Origin of the sequence: Bacillus mycoides, assembly GCF_018742245.1 — a bacterium.
GTDB lineage: Bacteria > Bacillota > Bacilli > Bacillales > Bacillaceae_G > Bacillus_A > Bacillus_A cereus_U.
On sequence record NZ_CP036132.1, the window covers coordinates 3,610,973 to 3,631,113 of the forward strand.

Here is a 20,141-nt window from a genome sequence, read left to right on the forward strand (position 1 = left end):
TTTGTATAAAATGAAACTGCAATTAAATATGAATAGACTAGAGTTCTTTAAACAATTATTTCAAAGCCCACCAAATATATATCCAGGTTCATATATTTAATCTACCATCAAATTTGAAATATTATTTACAACAGTATCACTTTTACAGCTTTTTGAATCATATATTTTTGCCTGTTATACAGTCCACGATGTAGACAGCATAACAGGCAAGAGTAATGAATTCCATCTTCTATATAAGGACGATGGAATTCACTATTATTGAGCTGGATATGGTACTTCCTTGTCCATAATTGTTACTCCATCTCGGACAATCTTATAGTGTCCCTTTGCACCTTCTTGAATTACAAATTCTAAAGAAATAATCGCTGACTCAGTAATTGTTCTCGTTTCAACTGGTTTATCCATTTTTTGCTGCATATCTTCTTTATAAATTTCTATTGTTTGCGGCTTTTTATCACCTGTTGCAGAAGCTTCATATGGGATAGAAATGTTATCCACTTTTACCGTTTTCGTCACTTTAGGCTTCGGACCATCAGAGATAACAATCGATACTTTATCTCCTTCTTTTAAAGGTGTCCCAGGCTTTGGTAACTGTGAAATAACAAGGCCTTTATCAACCGTATCTGAATACTCTCTTTTTATATCAGAAACGAGCTTTCTTTCATTTAAATAACCTTTTACACTATTTTCAGTCCACCCTGAAAAATCACCTGGTCTTATTTGATAAGGTCCTTTACTTACCCAAACTTTCAGTTCTTGTTCAGCTTCTATAACCATTTGATCAGGCGTTGGTATTTGCTCTACAATTTCACCTTTCGGCTTATCATTTTCAATATAATTTATTGTAACTTGTTTATATTTTTCTTCTAACTCAGCTCTTATACTATCGAAATCTTTTCCTGTCAAATCACGCATCTTACTTTTCTTTTTCCCACCTGATTGATAGATAGTAATTTTAGAGTTTTCTTTCACTACTCTTCCTGCTATAGGATCTGTTTTTATCACTTTTCCGGCTTCAACATCATCTGTATATACAAGATTAGGTTCAGTAACTTCAAACCCTTTCTCAACTAATGTATTTACAGCTGTCGTATATTTCATTCCAGCCACATCAGGAACCTTCACATCTTTCGGAATAAAGAAGCCTGGAATAACAGTAAGTGCTAAGGTTATCCCTATTGCTAAAAGTAAAAATGTTGTAATTAAAACTTTCAGCCATTTATTACTTCGTTTTTTCTTCTTACCTGATTCAGTCTCTTCTTTTCTTACTTGTTCATCCACTTTACTTCCTTTTAATACAATCGTTTCATCACTTACATTTTGAAATAGTTGTTCTTGTTGAATAATTGGAATCGCTTTCGTCGCTTCCATATCTTCTGGTATGTAAAATGGTTGTTCATTTATTCGTTCTGGGTATAGTGCTGTTTCAATATCTCGTTTCATCGCGTTAGCAGATTGATATCGATGAAATGGATCTTTCGCAGTCGCCTTTAATATAATATTTTCAACACTTTGTGGAATATTTTCATTCCATCTTTTTGGAGATGGCATTTCATTTTGTAAATGTTTTAACGCAATTGCAACAGCAGATTCACCAGAAAACGGTTGTCTTCCTGTTAACAATTCAAACATAACAATCCCAAGTGAATAAATATCTGATTGTTTATTCGCTATACCGCCGCGCGCTTGTTCTGGTGATAAATAATGCACCGAACCGAGCACCGAATTTGTATGTGTAATCGTTGCTGCACTTGTAGCTGTCGCAATTCCAAAGTCTGTTACTTTTATCACTCCGTCATCTCGAATCAAAATATTATGTGGTTTAATATCGCGATGTACAATCTCAAAATGATGGGCGTGTGCCATAGCGGACGTTAACTGCTCCATTATATCAAGAGCTTCTCCTGTCGGTAACATCCCTCGATCAATTATGTATTGCTTCAATGTTCGTCCAGGTACATATTCCATTACAAGATAATATATACCATCCTCTTCCCCAACATCATACATATTCACAATATTTGGATGCGACAACGTTGTAACAGATTGCGCTTCTCGATGGAAACGTTTAATAAACTCTTCATTATTTGAATAGTCGAGTCTTAATATTTTTACCGCTACATCTCGGCCAAGTATATCATCATGAGCTAAATATACATTGGCCATTCCTCCACCGCCAATCATTTTCAGCAGCTTATAACGGTCATTTAAGCGTTTTCCAATCAGCACGTTGCACTTCACCTACTTTCGTTTGTCGAATCCGCATAATCAATAATAACGAGGGTGATATTATCTTCTCCACCACGATCATTTGCTAATTGAATGAGATGCTCTCCCTTCGCCTCGAGCTGTTCATTCAATTGTAAAATTTGTTGCATATCAGCCATAGGGACTTTGTTAGACAATCCATCAGAGCAAAGAAGCAATTGATCGTCTTCTTCGAGCACCAATGTTTTAACATCTAGTCCGACTTTTTCTTCTGTTCCTAACGCTCTTAACAGAACATTCTTTTTCGGGTGATATTCTGCATCTTCTTTTGAAATTTCACCGTGCCTAACAAGTTCATTTACAAGTGAGTGATCTTCCGTTACAAGCGATATTTCTCCCTCTGATACCATATAACAACGACTATCTCCTATATGACCTATTGTTACAAAACTAGGTGTACAAATCGCCACGATAACCGTTGTTCCCATGCCATTACATTCTACATGCTGCTGAGAGTAAGCATATATGCGCTCATTAATAATTCCAACGTTAGTATGTAACCACTTTTCTACCTTTTTAGGCTCATTCATATTATGCGTTTGCTTCCAATAATCATGGAATAATTGAATAGCCATCGAGCTAGCTACATCGCCAGCTCGATGACCTCCCATTCCATCTGCTACTACCGCTAAAATATTTCCATCTAAATTGCGAAAAACTCCTGCACTATCTTCATTATGTTGACGAACTTTCCCTTTATCCGATAGAAACACGGCTTTCATCTCGTCACCTCGTCTCTTCTTTGCGCTCCTTTGCACGCAACTGACCGCAGGCTGCATCAATATCATGACCTTGTTCACGGCGAATTGTTACATTCACTCCACGATCTTTTAGCGTCTTTTCAAATAAGAAAATTTGCTCTCGTGGCGTACGTACATAATCACGTTCTGGCACGTAGTTTACCGGAATTAAGTTTACATGACATTTTACACCTTTTAAGAGTGCAGCAAGTTCTTCAGCGTGCTCAACTTGGTCATTTTCTCCTCCAAATAAGCCATATTCAAATGTAATACGACGCCCTGTTCTATTTACATAGTATTTAACAGCTTCCATTAAATCAGGTAGCTTATAAGCACGGTTAATCGGCATTAATTTTGAACGTATCTCTGTATTTGCAGCATGCAATGAAATCGCAAAATTGATTTGCATATCTTCTTCAGCGAACTTATAAATTTTTGGAACAATTCCACTTGTTGAAACTGTCATATGTCTTGCACCAATATGAATTCCTTTTTCATGATTTACAATGCGTAAGAATGACATTAAGTTATCATAATTATCAAACGGTTCTCCAATTCCCATAACAACAAGAGAACTTACACGTTCTTCTGTTTCATCAAGCGCACGCTGAACTTCTACTACTTGCGCTACAATTTCTCCAGCCTCTAAGTTTCGTTTTAACCCACCAAGTGTAGATGCACAGAACGTACAGCCAATGCGGCAACCCACCTGTGTTGTTACACAAATGGAATTTCCATACTCATGTCGCATTAGTACAGTTTCAATAGAGTACCCATCGTATAACTGGAATAGGAATTTAATCGTTCCATCCGAAGACGTTTGTTTTACTAAAGTGTTTAAAGTAGTAATATCAAAGGAATTCGACAATTTATCGCGCAATCCTTTAGCAAGGTTTGACATATCCTCATAATTTTTTACACGTTTTTTATATAGCCAATCAAAAATTTGTCCTGCACGGAACTTAGGTTCTCCTTGTTCCTTTAACCAATCTTGCATTTCATGAAGTTGTAAAGAATAAATTGATGGTTTCTTTGTCTCTAGATTTTTCTTTTGTTTTTTTACAGTCGTTTCCATGATGCTACACCTTCTTTCTTAAACAAGCAATATAAAAGCCATCTGTTGCAAAATAATGCGGTAAAATTCGTACTTGACCTTCATCAATATACGGATTTAACTTTTCTGGCATACGATCTTTTATCGTAGTATCCCATTCAAATTCAGGATGCTCTTGTAAAAATTGCTTTATTACTTGTTCATTTTCTATTTTTTCAATTGTGCACGTACTATAAACAAGGCGACCACCTTGTTTTAACAATGGTGCTATTTTTTCTAGTATCGCAAGTTGAATCGTTGATAACCTTTCACTATCGCCCTTATCTTTACCTAACTTAATATCAGGTTTACGTCTAATAACACCAAAACCAGAACATGGTGCATCTACTAATATTTTGTCAAAAGATTCATTTGTAAAATGCTCTTGAACTTTTCTAGCATCTAAAGCCATCGTTTCTACATTTTCTAAACCAAGTCTCTTCGCCTGTTGTTCAATTAAACGTACTTTATGTGCGTGTAAATCAAGCGACATTACCTTACCAGTTCCGTCCAAACGCTCTGCAATATGAGTTGTTTTTCCGCCAGGAGCAGCACAACTATCTAGAACTGCATCTCCTTTATTCGGTTCTAAAGCACGTGCTACAAGCATTGAGCTTTCATCTTGAATAGAAAGGAAACCTTTTTTGAACGCTTCTGTATGTGCGACATTTCCTCTTTCAATTTGAATTGCATCCTCTGACAATTCGCCACGTTTTGCTTCTATACCCTCATCAGCTAATAACGCAACCGCTTCTTCTACCGTTACTTTATCAACATTTACACGTGCTGTTGGTACAGGTGGCAACATATTTACTTCACACATTTTCTCTGCTGTCTCTAAACCATATTCGGATGCCCATTCTTGTACAAGCCACATTGGATGACTCGTTGCAATTGCAAGACGTTCTACTGGATTTTCGATTTCTTCTAACGAAGGTACACCTTCTCGCTGAATTGAACGCAATACTCCGTTCACCATACCTGAAATCCCTTTATGCCCACGACGCTTTGCAATCTCAACAGCTTCATGAATAGCCGCTCTTTCGGGAACTCGGTCTAAATATAACATTTGATATAAAGATAGGCGAAGCAACACTCTTACCCACGCTTCAACCTTTTTTCTTAAAAATGGTTGTAAATAATAATCTAGTGTGTCACGACGTTGAATTGTTCCATATACCATTTCAGTTAATAAACCAATATCTTTTCTGTCAATTGTATTTTTTTCAATCAGATTATTTAAAAGTAAGTTGCTATATGCACCACTTTTTTCTACTTGAATTAAGCCATCCAGAGCTAACTCACGAACATTTTGTCTCATGCATTTTCTCCTAACTTCGTACCAATTTCAGGTTTTGTTCCACGTAAAAATTGTGAACAACTCATACGCTTTTTACCAGACGGTTGCAATTCAGTGATTTTAACACCTGTCTCATTCCCTGTTGCAACAACAAATCCATCTTCTTCAAGAGCTACTATTGTACCTGGTTCAGCTTTCTCTGTAATAGAGATCTTCTCTCCCCACCATACTTTAATAACCTGTCCTGCCAAAGTCGTATAAGCAACTGGCCATGGATTCAATCCGCGAATGTGATTGTATACTTCTTCACCTGTTTTTGTCCAATCAATTATCTCTTGCTCACGTTTAATATTATATGCAAACGTCACTTCAGCTTCACTTTGTTTAATTGGTTCTAGTTTACCCTGAATTAGTAAAGGAACCGTTTTAGATAAAAGGTGTGCTCCTGCTTCGCTTAACTTATCAAATAATGAACCTGTTGTTTCACGCTCTTCAATTTCTACTTCTACTTGTGTTAATATATCGCCAGCATCTAATTTTTCTACCATATACATAATTGTAATACCTGTTTTCTCTTTACCTTCCATGATCGCATAATGAATTGGTGCACCACCGCGAAGTTCTGGAAGTAATGACGCGTGGACATTAATACATCTATACTTTGGCGCTTCTAAAATTTCATTCGGTACGATTTGTCCAAATGCCGCTGTTACAATTAAGTCTGGCTCTAGTGCTAATACTTTTTCATATTCGTCTTTTTCACGAATTTTTAACGGTTGTAATACTGGAATACCATGTTTCTCCGCTTCTACTTTAACAGGAGTAGGTGTTAAAACCTTTTTTCTCCCAACTGGACGATCAGGTTGCGTTACAACACCAACTACGTCATATCCGTCCTCGATAAGACGACGAAGCACCGGCACAGAAAAGTCCGGTGTCCCCATAAATACTACTTTCATCATTCAAAAACCGCTCCTTTTAAACCTATTCTAATTCGCCTGCTTCATAATATCTTTTCACTTTAGATGTAAATAAAACACCGTGTAAATGATCGATTTCATGCTGAATTGCACGCGCTAAGAAGTCATCCGCTTCTAATAAAAATATTTTACCGCGACGATTTTGCGCACGTACTTTAATGTAATCTGCACGCTCCACTTCACCATAAAGTCCCGGAAAGCTTAAGCAGCCTTCGGGACCTACTTGTTCACCACGTTTTTCTAAAATAACAGGATTAATTAATTCAATTTTACCCGTATCATCACCTATATCAACAACAGCAACTTGTAAGCTTACACCTACTTGTGGCGCAGCTAGACCAACTCCGTCTGCAATTAACATTGTTTCATGCATATCTTTTAACAATTTCACTAACTTTTTATCAAAGTTAATTACTCTTTCGCATGATGTTTCTAACACTTCATTTGGATGCTTTACAATTTCTAAAACTGCCATATTTCCCTCCGCTACATTAACATTGTTGGATTAAAATCAATTGAGATTTGTAGCTCTTTTTGCATTTCTGCTTGATAATGTTCATTTACCATTTTGAGCACGTTCTTTAAGTTTGGTTCCCGTTTGTATTTTATCATGCATTGGTAACGATATCTATCTTTTATCCTTGGAATTGCTGAAGCAACCGGCCCTAACACCATTGTTTGCCTTGAACAATGCGTTCGTAAATGACCGACAATTTTTTCCGTCACTTGGACTGCCTTTAATAATTCCGGATGAGATACAGTTACAAGTACAACGTAGTAATATGGCGGATATTGTCTCATTCGCCTCATTTGCATTTCGTGCTCATAAAATACATCATATTGTTGATTCTTTGCTAATTCTACACTGTAATGTTCCGGCGTATACGTTTGAATTACAACTTCCCCTGGCAATTCATGTCTTCCTGCACGTCCACTCACTTGTGTCAATAGCTGATACGTCTTTTCACTCGCCCGAAAATCAGGTAGATGAAGCATCGTATCCGCCGTTAAAACGCCAACAAGCGTCACCTTCGGAAAATCAAGCCCTTTTGCAATCATTTGTGTTCCAAGTAATATATCTGCTTTCTCTTCACCAAACGCCTTTAATAATTTTTCATGCATTCCTTTACGGCTTGTTGTATCCACATCCATTCGAATGACCCGCGCCTCAGGGAATAGTTTTGTGATTTCTTCTTCAACCTTTTGCGTCCCTGTACCAAAGAAACGAATATACGTACTATTACAAGCAGGACACTCAGTTGGCATATTTTCCTCATGACTACAATAATGACATTTTAAACGATGGTTCATTTTGTGATATGTCAACGAAATATCACAATGCGGACATTGTACGACATACCCACAATCACGGCACATCACAAACGTAGAATGACCCCTTCTATTTAAAAAGAGAACCATTTGTTCTTTCTTGTCTAATCGATCTGCTATTTTTTCATGCAGTGCCTTTGAAAACATTGAGCGATTTCCATCACGAAGCTCTTCACGCATATCAACAATTTCTACAGTCGGCAAAGCTTGTTGGTTCATACGTTTTCCCATTGTAAGCAACCCATAGACACCTTTTTTCGCTCTAGCAAACGATTCAAGTGTCGGCGTTGCACTTCCGAGAACGATTGGACACTTATGATATTGTCCTCTCCACACTGCTACATCTCTCGCATGATACTTCGGGTTATCTTCTTGCTTATAACTCGATTCATGTTCCTCATCAATAATAATGATTCCTAAATTTTCAAAGGGAGCAAAAATAGCTGAACGCGCACCAACTACCACTTTCACTTCTTTTCTTAAAATTTTGCGCCATTCATCATACTTTTCTCCAACAGAAAGCGCACTGTGAAGAACTGCAACTTGCGAACCGAACCTACCTTTAAAGCGATCTACCATCTGGGGCGTTAGCGCAATTTCAGGAACAAGCACAATTGCTTCTTTTCCTTTCTCGAGCACCGCTGCTATAGATTGTAAATACACTTCAGTCTTACCACTTCCTGTAACACCATATAGTAAAAATGGATTGTAAGTTTCATTTGTAATTGATGACAAAATCGGTGTAATTACTTGTTTTTGTTCCTCAGTAAGCGGAAATGGTTTCGTTTGTTCAAAATCATCATCGTCATACGGATTCCGGTATACTTCTACATACTTTTCTGAGATTAGACCCTTTTTAACAAGTGATTTTATTGGAGCATCTGTTATTTGTAATTCTTCTGTTAAATTTTTTAACGGTACACTTTTGTAGTTTTCTACAAAATAATAGAGTACGTCTTGTTGTTTTTTACTTTTCAGTTCAAATGCTGCTAATTCCAATTTATCTGCCGGTAACTCCGGTTGAACTACTCTTTGTTTCTTCTTCTGCACTTTATCCTTTACTTGATAAACCACTTCAGTCGTACCATTTTTAATTTCTTGTTGAATAGTGCGATATAGGTGCGGCTGCGTTTCGATAGCTTCCCAATCTATCGTTTCTTTCCCTTGAAATAAAGAAAGAATTTCTGGCGCAACTTCTTCTTGGTTACGAAGTTGCAGACGCTTTTTATATGTTGCTTTTATCGCCGTCGGAAGCATCACCTGAAAAGCTGAAATCATATAACATAACGTTTCACTTGTAAGCCAATACCCAAGCTTTAATAATTCATCATTTAAAACCGGAGTGACATCTAATATTTCATACAACGCTTTTAACTTTTTACTTTCTAGATCAACCGAATCCTTTATGCCAATAATAAAACCTTGCAATTTCCTCGGACCGAATGGGACTACTACACGCATTCCTGTTTGCACAATATCTTCCCATTTTTTAGGGATAATATAATCAAACGGTCGATCTGTTTGACGTGCAGGTACATCAACAATTACACTTGCAAACTTCATACACGATCATCTTCTAACATCATTTCTATTTGCTTTAATATTTCACGAGCTACTTCTTTCTTCGTTAAAAGTGGCAGCTCAATAATTTCTCCATCTTTTCTATACATTGTCACAATATTTGTATCTGTACCAAACCCAGCTCCTTGCGCTTTCACGTCATTCGCAACAATCATATTTGCATTTTTCTCACGTAATTTTCTCGTTGCGTATTCTTCTATGTTTGTCGTTTCAGCTGCAAAACCGATAAGTAACTGTTGGTCCTTCTTCTCACCTAACGTTTTTAAAATATCCACTGTTCTTTCTAATTCAATTACAGCATCGCCATTTTTCTTTTTCATTTTATTATCATGCACATATTTTGGGCGGTAATCTGCAACTGCTGCTGTTTTGATGACAACATCCACATTCTGATAATGTTGAAGGACTGCCTCTAACATATCTTGTGCAGATTCTACTTGTATTGTTGTTACATGTAATGGTGACTCTAATGCTGTCGGTCCTGACACAAGTATGACATCAGCACCTAAGCCTGCTGCAACTTCTGCGATCGCATACCCCATCTTTCCAGAAGAAAAATTCGTCATAAAACGAACCGGATCAATCTTTTCACGTGTCGGTCCAGCTGTTATTAATATTCGCTTTCCTTGTAATGGTTTTTGTTCTGAGAAAGCCTCTTCTAGCCGTCCAATAATCGCTTCAGGTTCTTCCAGTCTTCCTTTTGCTACATAACCACATGCTAAAAAACCTTCCCCAGGCTCAATAAATGTATATCCTAATGTTTTTAACGTCATCATGTTTTTTTGAACAATTTTATTTTCATACATATGCACATTCATAGCCGGTGCAATCCACACTGGAGCTGTAGTAGCTAACAAAGTAGTTGTAATCATATCATCAGCAATACCGCCTGCTAACTTTCCAATGCAATTAGCTGTAGCCGGTGCAACAAGTACAACATCTGCCCAATCCGCTAAATCAATATGAGCGATAACAGCCGAGTCTCTCTCATCAAACGTATCCGTATATACATCATGGCGAGAAAGTGCTTGAAATGTAAGAGGCGTAACAAACTTCATTGCCGACTCACTCATCATTACTTTTACAAGAGCGCCAGCTTGTGTTAATTTACTTGTTAACGCAGCCGCTTTAAAAACTGCAATGCCTCCTGTTACACATAGAAGTATCTTTTTCCCTTTTAGCATATGACTCGTCCTCTTTCTTTTTCAAACTTATTCTACTGAAATAGAATTTTCAGCTCGTCAGTACCAGTATTTCGTTCCGTCTTTTTCGATTCCTTTTCATCCCTATCGTAAAAAAATAACAACCTACTTGTAAATAGGTTGTTACCGTTACATAGAAAATTATAAAGTCTATGTTTTAATTTGTCGAAAAGAATGTCTTAATCGATTATTTTATCATCGCATGGTACATATTTTAATACTTCTGCATCGATTTCTTCTAATGATTTGCCTACACATTTATGAGAAACAGGCTTTTCAATAACACAATTGTCAGCAATTTGCATTTCACGTGCACGCTTTGCAGCTACTGTTACAAGTGTATATTTAGAATCGATTTTTGTTAATAATGAGTCAATTGATGGATTTAACATAATTATAGACCCTCCGTCATTTCTTTATAGTATTTTGCCACTCTTTCGCGGCGGCAATGTTCACCAACCACAATTGCTTTAATTCGGTCGCAAGCTAATTCAACTTGATCGTTTTCTACAACATAGTCATAAGCGTCCATCATTTCGATTTCTTCCTTCGCTACAGTTAAACGATTTTCAATAACATCTTCAGTTTCTGTACCACGGCCAACAATTCGGTTCTTTAGTTCAGATAAACTTGGAGGTGCTAAGAAAATAAATACACCTTCAGGGAAGGCTTTCTTAACTTGAATTGCTCCTTGCACTTCAATTTCTAAGAACACATCTTTTCCTTCTTGTAACGTTTTTTCAACATAATCAATCGGTGTTCCGTAATAATTACCAACGAACTCAGCCCATTCAAGTAACTTTTCATTACGAATCATTTCTTCAAATTCTTCTCTCTCTTTAAAGAAATAATCCACACCATCTACTTCACCTTCACGCGGTTTACGTGTCGTTACTGAAATAGAGTACTGAAAACGTGTGTCTTCATGGCTAAACAGCTCTTTTCGAACCGTTCCTTTCCCGACACCAGAAGGTCCCGAAAGAACGATGAGCAATCCTCTTCTACTTCTCATAAATATGTAAAACCTACCCTTCCTCACTTAAATCTTCTTTATTATTCAAACGATGTGCAATCGTCTCTGGCTGAATTGGACTTAATACTACATGCCCATCATCCATAACAATAACCGCCCTTGTTTTTCTCCCATACGTAGCATCAAGCAAAGCATTATGTTCACGCGCTTCCTGTACTGTTCGTTTAATAGGAGCTGACTCCGGACTTACAATAGCAATAATTCGATGAGCAGATACAATATTTCCGTATCCAATATTTAAAAACCGCATGGCCATAGTTTGCGCCTCCTAGTAAGTCTATCCGATTTCTCCACCACGTATAACTTTATATATTTTTTGAAAGCTACTCAATATTTTGTACTTGTTCACGAATTTTTTCAAGGTTATTTTTCATTTCTACGACATATTTTGAAATTGTTAAGTCATTTGCCTTAGAACCTATCGTATTTACTTCCCTATGCATCTCTTGCACAATGAAGTCCATTTTCCTTCCAACAGGCTCTGTAATTTGCAGCGCTTCACGAAATTGATCTAAATGACTTTGTAATCGAACTAATTCTTCGTGAATATCTGAACGCTCTGCAAATATTGCTACTTCTGTCAACAATCGTTGTTCATCTAAATCTTGGTTATGTAATTCTTTTAAGCGATTTTCTAATCTTTCACGATATTTTTGTGTAACAATTGGTGCATGTGGAATAATTGCATTTACACAATTATGAATCTCTTGCAAACGATATGCTATATCTTTATGTAATCGTTCTCCTTCACCATCTCTCATCGTTTTCAACATATGAGCAGCTTGGCGAACAGCCTCATATAAACCGGTTTCAAATTGTTCATTTACATTTTCTATTTCTTCAACTGCCGTTACTTCTGGCATTCCCATTAGTTGCCCGAGTGTAATAGAATCTTGTAATTGAAATTTCCCTTTTATATCTTCCATAATGGATTGGTACTGTTCAAGAAGTTCCCAATTCACAGTTAATTTTCTTTCAACAAGCCCTTCACCTGTTATACTAATAGACACTTCAATACGTCCACGGCGAACTTGCTTTGCAATTATTTTACGAATCTTGTCTTCAAACACCATCATTTGCTTCGGAAGCCGAATACTCATTTCTAAAAAACGATGGTTCACCGACTTCATTTCTACTGTTATTTGAAAAGTATCGTTTTCTACCTTCGACCTTCCAAATCCTGTCATACTACAAATCATCTTTATCACATCCAAGCCATGAAATAACTCAATGAAAAAGGTAATAGAGATGCAACTCTACTACCTTCTGTAAATTATATCATATTTTCATATCATTGACTATTTCAAGTTTAATCCCTTCTTATATAACAGTGGCTTTTTCTTTTTCTCCTTTTTTCTTGTTAATAAGGATCCTACTAATAAGAAGGTCGGAATAGATGATAATCCCCCAATTAACAACCAATCTCGTGCTTGTATCGGCATTGTGCTAAAAATCGGCTGTAATGGTGGATAATATATAACTACAAGCATTAACAGTAAAGAAATAATAACCGCCCCTACTAAATATATATTTCCAAACGGGTTGCGGTGAAATATAGAATGTTCACTACGACAATCAAATACATGAATAAGCTGAGCAAGTACTAATGTTGCAAAGGCTACCGTTTGTGCATACTTCAATTCATTTGGATGCTGGTTAAATGCAATAATAAACGCTACTAATGTCACTGCTCCGATTAGAAAACCACGACTTATAATTTTCCACGCAAGCCCTCTAGCGAACACCCCTTCTTTCGGATGGCGTGGCGTTCTCTTCATCACATCTCCTTCAGCCTTATCCAAACCTAATGCCATCGCTGGTAAACCGTCAGTAACTAAGTTCACCCATAAAATTTGAATTGGAACCATCGGCAATGGCAGTGCCAGTAACATCGCAAATAACATAACTAAAATTTCACCAACGTTAGATGCTAACAAATACCGAATAAACTTCCGAATATTTTCATATATGTTTCTACCTTCTTTAATCGCCGATTTAATCGTAGCAAAGTTATCATCTAACAACACAAGTGAAGAAGCTTCTTTTGCAACATCTGTCCCTGTAATTCCCATCGCAATCCCTATATCAGCTGTTTTAATAGCTGGAGCATCGTTCACTCCATCACCTGTCATAGCTACTATATGCCCCTTATTTTGCAGCGCCTTAACGATTTTCAATTTATGCTCAGGGGACACACGAGCGAATACATACGTATCTTCTACAATATCTTCTAATGCCTCTACATCCATATTCGCAAGTTCTACACCTTCAACAACGCGTCCACCCGCTGGTAAAACCCCTAACTGTTCCGCAATTGCCATTGCTGTCACTTTATGATCTCCCGTAATCATTACCGTTCTAATACCAGCTTCTTTACACTCTTTCACCGCTTGCGCCACTTCTTGTCTTGGCGGATCTATCATTCCTTGTATTCCAACAAGCATAAAATCCTGCTCGACTTCTCTTTCATGTTCAATTGAATCTGTAGCTTTTAACGGTTTAAATGCCACCGCAATCGTTCGTAAAGCTTGACTTCCTAAACTATGAATCGCTGCCTGCACTTCTTTTCGATACATTTCACTTAAAGGCTGCTGCTTATTTCCCCACAAAATTGTTTGACTCATTTGCAAAAGAACATCTGGTGCTCCTTTTGTAATAACAAATTTTTTGCCTTCACGATCACGAACGATAACACTCATCATTTTTCTAGTTGAATCAAAAGGAAATTCACGAATGATTTCAAACTTTCCTTTAAGAGCTTCACGTGATATTCCCGCCTTCATTGCAGCAGCAACGAGAGCTCCCTCTGTTGGATCCCCATCTAACACATACGTCTTTTTCTTTTGAATAACATTCGCATTATTACATAAACAGCCAAATGTAAGTAGTTGATACAGTGATTTCGTCTTAGTAGGGTCAATTACTTCTTCACCTTTCATAAACGAACCTGCCGGCTCATAGCCTTGACCTGTTACTTTCCACAATTCTCCGCCTGACCACATATGTGTTACCATCATTTTATTTTGTGTCATTGTTCCTGTTTTATCTGAGCAAATAACAGAAGCACAGCCTAACGTTTCTACAGCTGGCAACTTTCGCACAATTGCCCTCTTTTTAATCATACGCTGTACGCCAAGTGATAGCGCAACCGTAACGATAGCTGGCAATCCTTCTGGAATAGCCGCAACAGCAAGCGAAACCCCAGCCAAAAACATGTGATACACTTCATTCCCTTGATATACACCAGCTAGTACAACAAGAGCCGTCAAAATAAGAGCAACAATAATTAAAATTTTTCCAAGCTGTTCTAATCTTCTTTGTAATGGCGTTTCCATTTGCTCAGCATTTTGCAACATATTTGCAATTTGCCCCATAGCTGTATTCATTCCAGTCGCTACGACTACCCCTGTTCCAGCACCTCTCGTTATCATCGTCCCCATAAATGCCATGTTTTTTTGATCACCAATTGAAACATCTTGGCCTTGTAACGCCTCTACCTTCTTTTGTACAGGCAATGATTCTCCTGTAAGAGCCGATTCTTCAATATATAAACTTGAAGATTCCACAAGGCGAACATCCGCGCCAATACGGTCACCACTAGAAAACTTAATAATATCACCTAGTACAAGCGCTTTTGACGGCGCTTTTATCCACTTCCCATTTCTTAGTACAGTAACTTGAGGGGCTGCCAATTCTTTTAAAGCTTCCAACGATTTTTCAGCTTTCCTCTCTTGAAAGAAACCGAGGACACCATTGATAATAACAATTGCAACAATTGCAATCGAATCAATATACTCTCCTAAAAAAGCTGAAATAATTGTAGCACCAAATAAAACAAGTACCATAAAATCTTTAAATTGCGCTAAAAACACCATAAGCGCAGAAGGCCGCTTTGCTTCTTGCAATTCATTTGTACCAAATTTCTTTAATCGGCCCTCTGCTTCTTGCTCTGTAAGACCTACCTCCACATTCGTATTCGTTCTTTCCTCCACTTCATGTGCTCGCATTTCATACCAGTTCATCCTGCCATCGACCTCCTGATTCCAGACATACTCTAATGAAAGCTTATTCAGCCTCGTCCAAAAAAATGCTATAATTAACTTTTAGTTAGAAAGGAGTGTTCATTCATGGCATTCGATGGATTATTTACAAGAGCAATTACACATGAAATTGCAAATTCTCTTCAAACAGGAAGAATTTCAAAAATATATCAACCCTCAAAATATGAAGTTTTATTACATATTCGAGCAAACGGAAAAAACCAAAAGCTGATTCTTTCATCTCACCCTACATATGCGCGTATGCACTTAACAAATCAAAACTACGATTCACCAGCGCAACCGCCGATGTTTTGTATGCTTCTTCGCAAACATTTAGAAGGTGGATTTATTGAAAAAATTGAACAAATTGACTTAGAACGTATTATTCAAATTACAGTCCGCAGTCGCAATGAAATCGGTGACGAATCAGTAAAAACATTAGTAATCGAAATAATGGGACGACACAGTAATATTATCTTAGTAGATACGAAAACAAATATTATTTTAGATAGCTTAAAACACGTTTCTTTAGCGGTAAACCGACATCGTACTGTATATGCTGGAGCTGAATATGTTGCCCCACCAGCACAACATAAAGTTAATCCGCTTCTTATCGAAACAGAAGATGATTTTATTAAACCGCTAGACTTTTTATCTGGCAACATGGACAAACAACTTGTCGGAGCATTCATGGGAATTTCCCCATTATTTGCAAAAGAAGTTGTAAAAAAAGCAGGTATGGCAAATGAAAAAGCATTATCTGAAGCTTTCTTCAGCTTACAAAAACCATTGCTAACACATCAGTACGTGCCAGCAATGATAACAGCAAATGGAAAAGAGTTCTTTTATCTATTCCCTCTTTCTCACTTACAAGGAAACGAAAAAACATTTTCATCTGTTAGTGAATTGTTAGACCGTTTCTTTTTCGGAAAAGCAGAGCGAGACCGTGTAAAACAACAAGCTCACGATTTAGAACGCTTTATGCAAAACGAAAAAAACAAAAATGAGAAAAAACTTATTAAACTTGAAAAAACATTACAAGATGCTGGAAAAGCAGATAAATATCAACTATTTGGAGAGCTGCTTACAGCCAATATGTACACTTTGAAAAAAGGTGATAAAGATATTGAGGTCATTAATTATTACGATGAAAATGGCGGAACTGTAAAAATCACATTAGATCCTTTAAAAACACCATCTGACAATGCACAACGCTATTTCCAAAAGTACCAAAAAGCAAAAAATTCAGTTGTTATTGTAGAAGAACAAATCGAAAAAACCAATGAAGAAATTCTTTATTTCGATAGCTTACTTCAACAAATGGAAGCTGCTTCTTCAAAAGATATTGAAGAAATTCGTGAGGAGCTAGCTGAAGAAGGATATGTGCGCAATCGTAAGAAGAAAAACGCAAAGAAAAAACCTACAAAACCAGTATTGGATAAATATTTAGCTAGTGACGGTACAGAGATTTTCGTTGGTAAAAACAATAAGCAAAATGATTATTTAACAACGAAATTTGCCCGTCGTGATGAAATTTGGTTACATACGAAAGACATACCTGGCTCTCATGTTGTCATTCGTTCTTTAGAACCTGCTGAAGAAACTTTACTGGAAGCTGCAAAAATCGCCGCTTATTACAGTAAAGCAAAAGAGTCTAGCTCTGTACCTGTTGATTTCACTAAAATACGTCACGTTAAAAAACCGAGTGGTGCAAAACTTGGATTCGTTACGTATGATAACCAACAAACAGTATATGTAACACCAGATGCTGACATCGTAATGAAATTAAAAGCGTAAATAAAAAATGCGTTGCTAGCAAGCAACGCATTTTTTATTTTTCCAGCTTAGTTCATATATCCATTAACTAATTCATAACATCTTTCTTTTGTCATCTTATATTTCTCTTCTGAAGCTTCTATACGTCTCATCGTTCCATTGTTTGGATCAGTACCAATTGCTGTAACTTTACTTTCTTTTTCTTTAACCCACGCAATTTGTTTCGTTTTTAACGACTGAAATGCATCAGGTGACATCGTATTTTTTAATGCGCTGTAAATTTCATTTAATTTACTATCCCACAATTGATAATTTCCTTCTATTTCATTAACTATATCGTTTGTTGTCATAACATTTGTATGTTTTTCTTGATTTTCTAGCGCGGCTAACTCATTTAGAACCTTAGTTTTACCTAATACTGAAGAAGATTCTTTTTTAGGCTGCTTCTCTTCTTTCGAACTAGTATACGTACTGGAATCATTTCCCTTAGCTGTTTCTTGCTCTTGAATAAAATCTTCTTTCGTTACCTTTTCTTGTTCTTTGTCATCTACATTGTGAGTAATAACAGATGTTTGGGCGTCCACAGCAACTACTCCGTTACTTTCTTTAAAAATATATTTCTTATTTCCACTATTCTCTTCTCTAACAAAAGAGACATTCTTGAAACCTTGAACTCTAAGAAGCTCGTTAGCTTCTTCTTTCGTTAACTTTAAATTTGCTAGCGTATTTGATGACCATCTATCCATTAACCATTTTCCATCTTTATAAACTAAAATAAATTCCCATGTCTCCGCTTCATTCCCCATGTCATTTGCAAGGGTAAGTGTCTCAATCTTTAAAACATCATTTTTCTGTGAATAAGTTATCCTCACGTCGGGCTCAATATGAATTGGGAATGGCAACATATCAGTTTCCCTTGACCTATTAAATGTATCAAGCAAACCTGGAAGCTGTTTCTCCACAAACTTATCTGAAACTAATCCCTTAACTCCTTTTTTAGCTGTACCCAAATCTCCAGGATTATTTCGACTCCATCCATTCTCTTTTTCCATTTCACTAAAAGAGTTTGCTATTCCATCTACGCTCTTTCTTACAATCTTTTTCGCTTCTTTTCCTGTCACTTCTGGTGCTTCATCAAGCTGTTCAATTGTTTTATTTACTTGAACTTTGTTTTCACTTTTTTCACAACCTGCTAGAACAACCATACTAGCTACCAAGCAAAATGACATTACTTTACTTAATTTTTTCATATACTCACAATCCTTATCCCTTCATATTTGTTACGTATCCCTATCTTCGAGAGAAATCCAACAATTCCCTATTATATCAATAATAATCGTTAATTTATATATTAAAATTTGTATTAAAATAAAACGTAAGCATAATGTTTTTCCAAATATATACTCTAAAAATCACTTATCCTTTCCTCACTTCGATATTTTCAAAAAATTTGACAGTGCTATTTCTTATTTGTATAAATTTTTTTACAGTGTGTAAAGAAAGTGAATCTTGAGTTGATGTTTTTTTCATTCTCCCACTGTTAATTGAAGTAATCTGTATTTCACGAGCAGCCCACCGCCCACAAATAATGGGCTAAATTTCTTATCTTCTCTAAAACATATGTAATTCCCACTATCTTTTTCTCTAAAGATATTTTTTGGCACGCTATTTGCTTTATTCAATACTGTGAAAAGGGGGAATTAACATGACTTTAAGAATTAATAAAATCCAAAATCAACTAAAAAACTATGAAATTGACGGATTACTTATTACAAAAAAAGAAAATCGCCAATATGCAACAGGCTTTACAGGTAGCGCTGGCGTCGTCTTAATCTCTGCGGATAACGCTGTTTTTATAACTGATTTTCGCTATGTAGATCAAGCGAAATCACAAATAAAAGACGCAGAAATCATTATGCATAAAGGAAATTTAGAAAAAGAAGTTGCAAATCAAGTATCCAAATTAAACATTCAAAAACTTGGAATTGAAGAAAATAACATGACATTGCAACAATATAAGAGCTTACAAAAATATATGAAGGCAGAAATGGTTCAGGTGTGTGAAATCATCGAAGATATTCGTATTATTAAAGACACACCCGAAATAGAAACAATGAAAATTGCCGCTACTATTGCTGACGAAGCTTTCCAACACATTCTCAGCTTTCTAAAACCGGGAATAAGCGAAACTGAAGTCCGAGATGAATTAGAATTTTTCATGCGAAAAAAAGGAGCTACGTCCTCATCGTTTCAAATCATTGTAGCTTCTGGTGTTCGTTCTTCTCTTCCTCATGGCGTTGCATCAAATAAAATCATTGAACGAGGCGATATGATTACATTAGATTTCGGTGCACTTTACAACGGCTATTGTTCCGATATAACACGTACTGTAGCAATCGGCGAACCATCAGAAGAATTCAAAAAAATATATAATGTTGTATTAGAAGCATTGAAGCGTGGAACTGAAGCGATTAAACCTGGGGAAACTGCGAAAAGTATCGATGATGTAACGAGAAATCACATTACAGAACATGGATATGGTCAATATTTTGGTCACTCTACAGGGCACGGTCTTGGCTTAGAAATACATGAACCTCTTCGCCTATCCCAAGAAAGTAAAGCTACTTTAGAAGAAGGTATGGTTGTTACAGTTGAACCAGGTATTTACATACCAAACTGGGGCGGTTGTAGAATTGAAGACGATATCGTAATTACAAAAGACGGATATGAAGTTATTACAAAATCAAATAGAGAGCTAATTGTTATTCCTTGTTAATATTATAAAATTTTTAACAGGAT

16 protein-coding genes are annotated in these 20,141 nt (G+C 36.6%); 2 read left to right on the top strand and 14 right to left on the bottom strand.

Annotation, left to right across the window (positions count from 1 at the left end):
• Nucleotides 1-255: 255 nt before the first annotated feature.
• The 13 genes from pknB to EXW56_RS18405 form a co-directional block, all read right to left on the bottom strand.
• Nucleotides 256-2,229, bottom strand: a complete 1,974-nt coding sequence (gene pknB / locus EXW56_RS18345) for a Stk1 family PASTA domain-containing Ser/Thr kinase (RefSeq protein WP_215596835.1) — start codon at nt 2,227-2,229, stop codon at nt 256-258.
• Nucleotides 2,230-2,237: 8 nt separating this feature from the next.
• On the bottom strand, nt 2,238-2,990 hold the full coding sequence (locus EXW56_RS18350; protein ID WP_002146076.1) for a Stp1/IreP family PP2C-type Ser/Thr phosphatase: 753 nt from the start codon (nt 2,988-2,990) through the stop codon (nt 2,238-2,240).
• 4 nt (nt 2,991-2,994) lie between these two features.
• The gene (gene rlmN, locus EXW56_RS18355; RefSeq protein WP_002014500.1) at nt 2,995-4,083 is read right to left on the bottom strand and encodes a dual-specificity RNA methyltransferase RlmN; all 1,089 of its coding nucleotides are present in this window, start codon (nt 4,081-4,083) and stop codon (nt 2,995-2,997) included.
• 4 nt (nt 4,084-4,087) lie between these two features.
• Nucleotides 4,088-5,422: a 16S rRNA (cytosine(967)-C(5))-methyltransferase RsmB gene (gene rsmB / locus EXW56_RS18360; protein ID WP_215596836.1), complete on the bottom strand. Its 1,335-nt coding sequence runs from the start codon at nt 5,420-5,422 to the stop codon at nt 4,088-4,090.
• Nucleotides 5,419-6,363, bottom strand: coding sequence for a methionyl-tRNA formyltransferase (gene fmt / locus EXW56_RS18365; RefSeq protein ID WP_002160723.1), 945 nt, complete (start codon nt 6,361-6,363; stop codon nt 5,419-5,421). The genes rsmB and fmt overlap by 4 nt, the downstream gene beginning before the upstream one ends.
• A gap of 22 nt (nt 6,364-6,385) precedes the next feature.
• On the bottom strand, nt 6,386-6,856 hold the full coding sequence (gene def, locus EXW56_RS18370; protein ID WP_002111400.1) for a peptide deformylase: 471 nt from the start codon (nt 6,854-6,856) through the stop codon (nt 6,386-6,388).
• Nucleotides 6,857-6,867: 11 nt separating this feature from the next.
• On the bottom strand, nt 6,868-9,273 hold the full coding sequence (gene priA / locus EXW56_RS18375; protein ID WP_215596837.1) for a primosomal protein N': 2,406 nt from the start codon (nt 9,271-9,273) through the stop codon (nt 6,868-6,870).
• The gene (gene coaBC, locus EXW56_RS18380; RefSeq protein WP_002199530.1) at nt 9,270-10,475 is read right to left on the bottom strand and encodes a bifunctional phosphopantothenoylcysteine decarboxylase/phosphopantothenate--cysteine ligase CoaBC; all 1,206 of its coding nucleotides are present in this window, start codon (nt 10,473-10,475) and stop codon (nt 9,270-9,272) included. Before coaBC ends, priA begins: the two co-directional genes overlap by 4 nt.
• Nucleotides 10,476-10,672: 197 nt before the next feature.
• Nucleotides 10,673-10,885, bottom strand: coding sequence for a DNA-directed RNA polymerase subunit omega (gene rpoZ, locus EXW56_RS18385; RefSeq protein ID WP_002111403.1), 213 nt, complete (start codon nt 10,883-10,885; stop codon nt 10,673-10,675).
• 2 nt (nt 10,886-10,887) lie between these two features.
• Nucleotides 10,888-11,505, bottom strand: a complete 618-nt coding sequence (gmk, locus tag EXW56_RS18390; RefSeq protein WP_001257739.1) for a guanylate kinase — start codon at nt 11,503-11,505, stop codon at nt 10,888-10,890.
• Nucleotides 11,506-11,518: 13 nt separating this feature from the next.
• Entirely contained in the window at nt 11,519-11,782 is a 264-nt protein-coding gene (gene remA / locus EXW56_RS18395; RefSeq protein WP_001251456.1) for an extracellular matrix/biofilm regulator RemA, read from the bottom strand.
• A 67-nt stretch (nt 11,783-11,849) separates the two neighbouring features.
• On the bottom strand, nt 11,850-12,725 hold the full coding sequence (locus tag EXW56_RS18400; RefSeq protein ID WP_002111404.1) for a YicC/YloC family endoribonuclease: 876 nt from the start codon (nt 12,723-12,725) through the stop codon (nt 11,850-11,852).
• 99 nt (nt 12,726-12,824) lie between these two features.
• A complete protein-coding gene (locus EXW56_RS18405; protein WP_215596838.1) occupies nt 12,825-15,548 on the bottom strand; it encodes a calcium-translocating P-type ATPase, SERCA-type in 2,724 nt (907 codons plus the stop codon).
• Nucleotides 15,549-15,653: 105 nt separating this feature from the next.
• Here EXW56_RS18405 and EXW56_RS18410 point away from each other — a divergent pair, with 105 nt between their 5' ends.
• The gene (locus tag EXW56_RS18410) at nt 15,654-17,363 is read left to right on the top strand and encodes an Rqc2 family fibronectin-binding protein (RefSeq protein WP_215596839.1); all 1,710 of its coding nucleotides are present in this window, start codon (nt 15,654-15,656) and stop codon (nt 17,361-17,363) included.
• A gap of 47 nt (nt 17,364-17,410) precedes the next feature.
• Here EXW56_RS18410 and EXW56_RS18415 read toward each other — a convergent pair whose 3' ends face one another.
• Nucleotides 17,411-18,592 carry a lysozyme inhibitor LprI family protein gene (locus EXW56_RS18415; RefSeq protein ID WP_098988373.1) on the bottom strand — a complete coding sequence of 394 codons (1,182 nt, stop codon included), beginning with the start codon at nt 18,590-18,592 and terminating at the stop codon, nt 17,411-17,413.
• Between the two features lie 455 nt (nt 18,593-19,047).
• On the opposite strand from EXW56_RS18415, the gene EXW56_RS18420 reads away from it, so the two are divergent.
• A complete protein-coding gene (locus tag EXW56_RS18420; RefSeq protein ID WP_002199528.1) occupies nt 19,048-20,118 on the top strand; it encodes a M24 family metallopeptidase in 1,071 nt (356 codons plus the stop codon).
• The last annotated feature ends 23 nt before the right edge of the window (nt 20,119-20,141 follow it).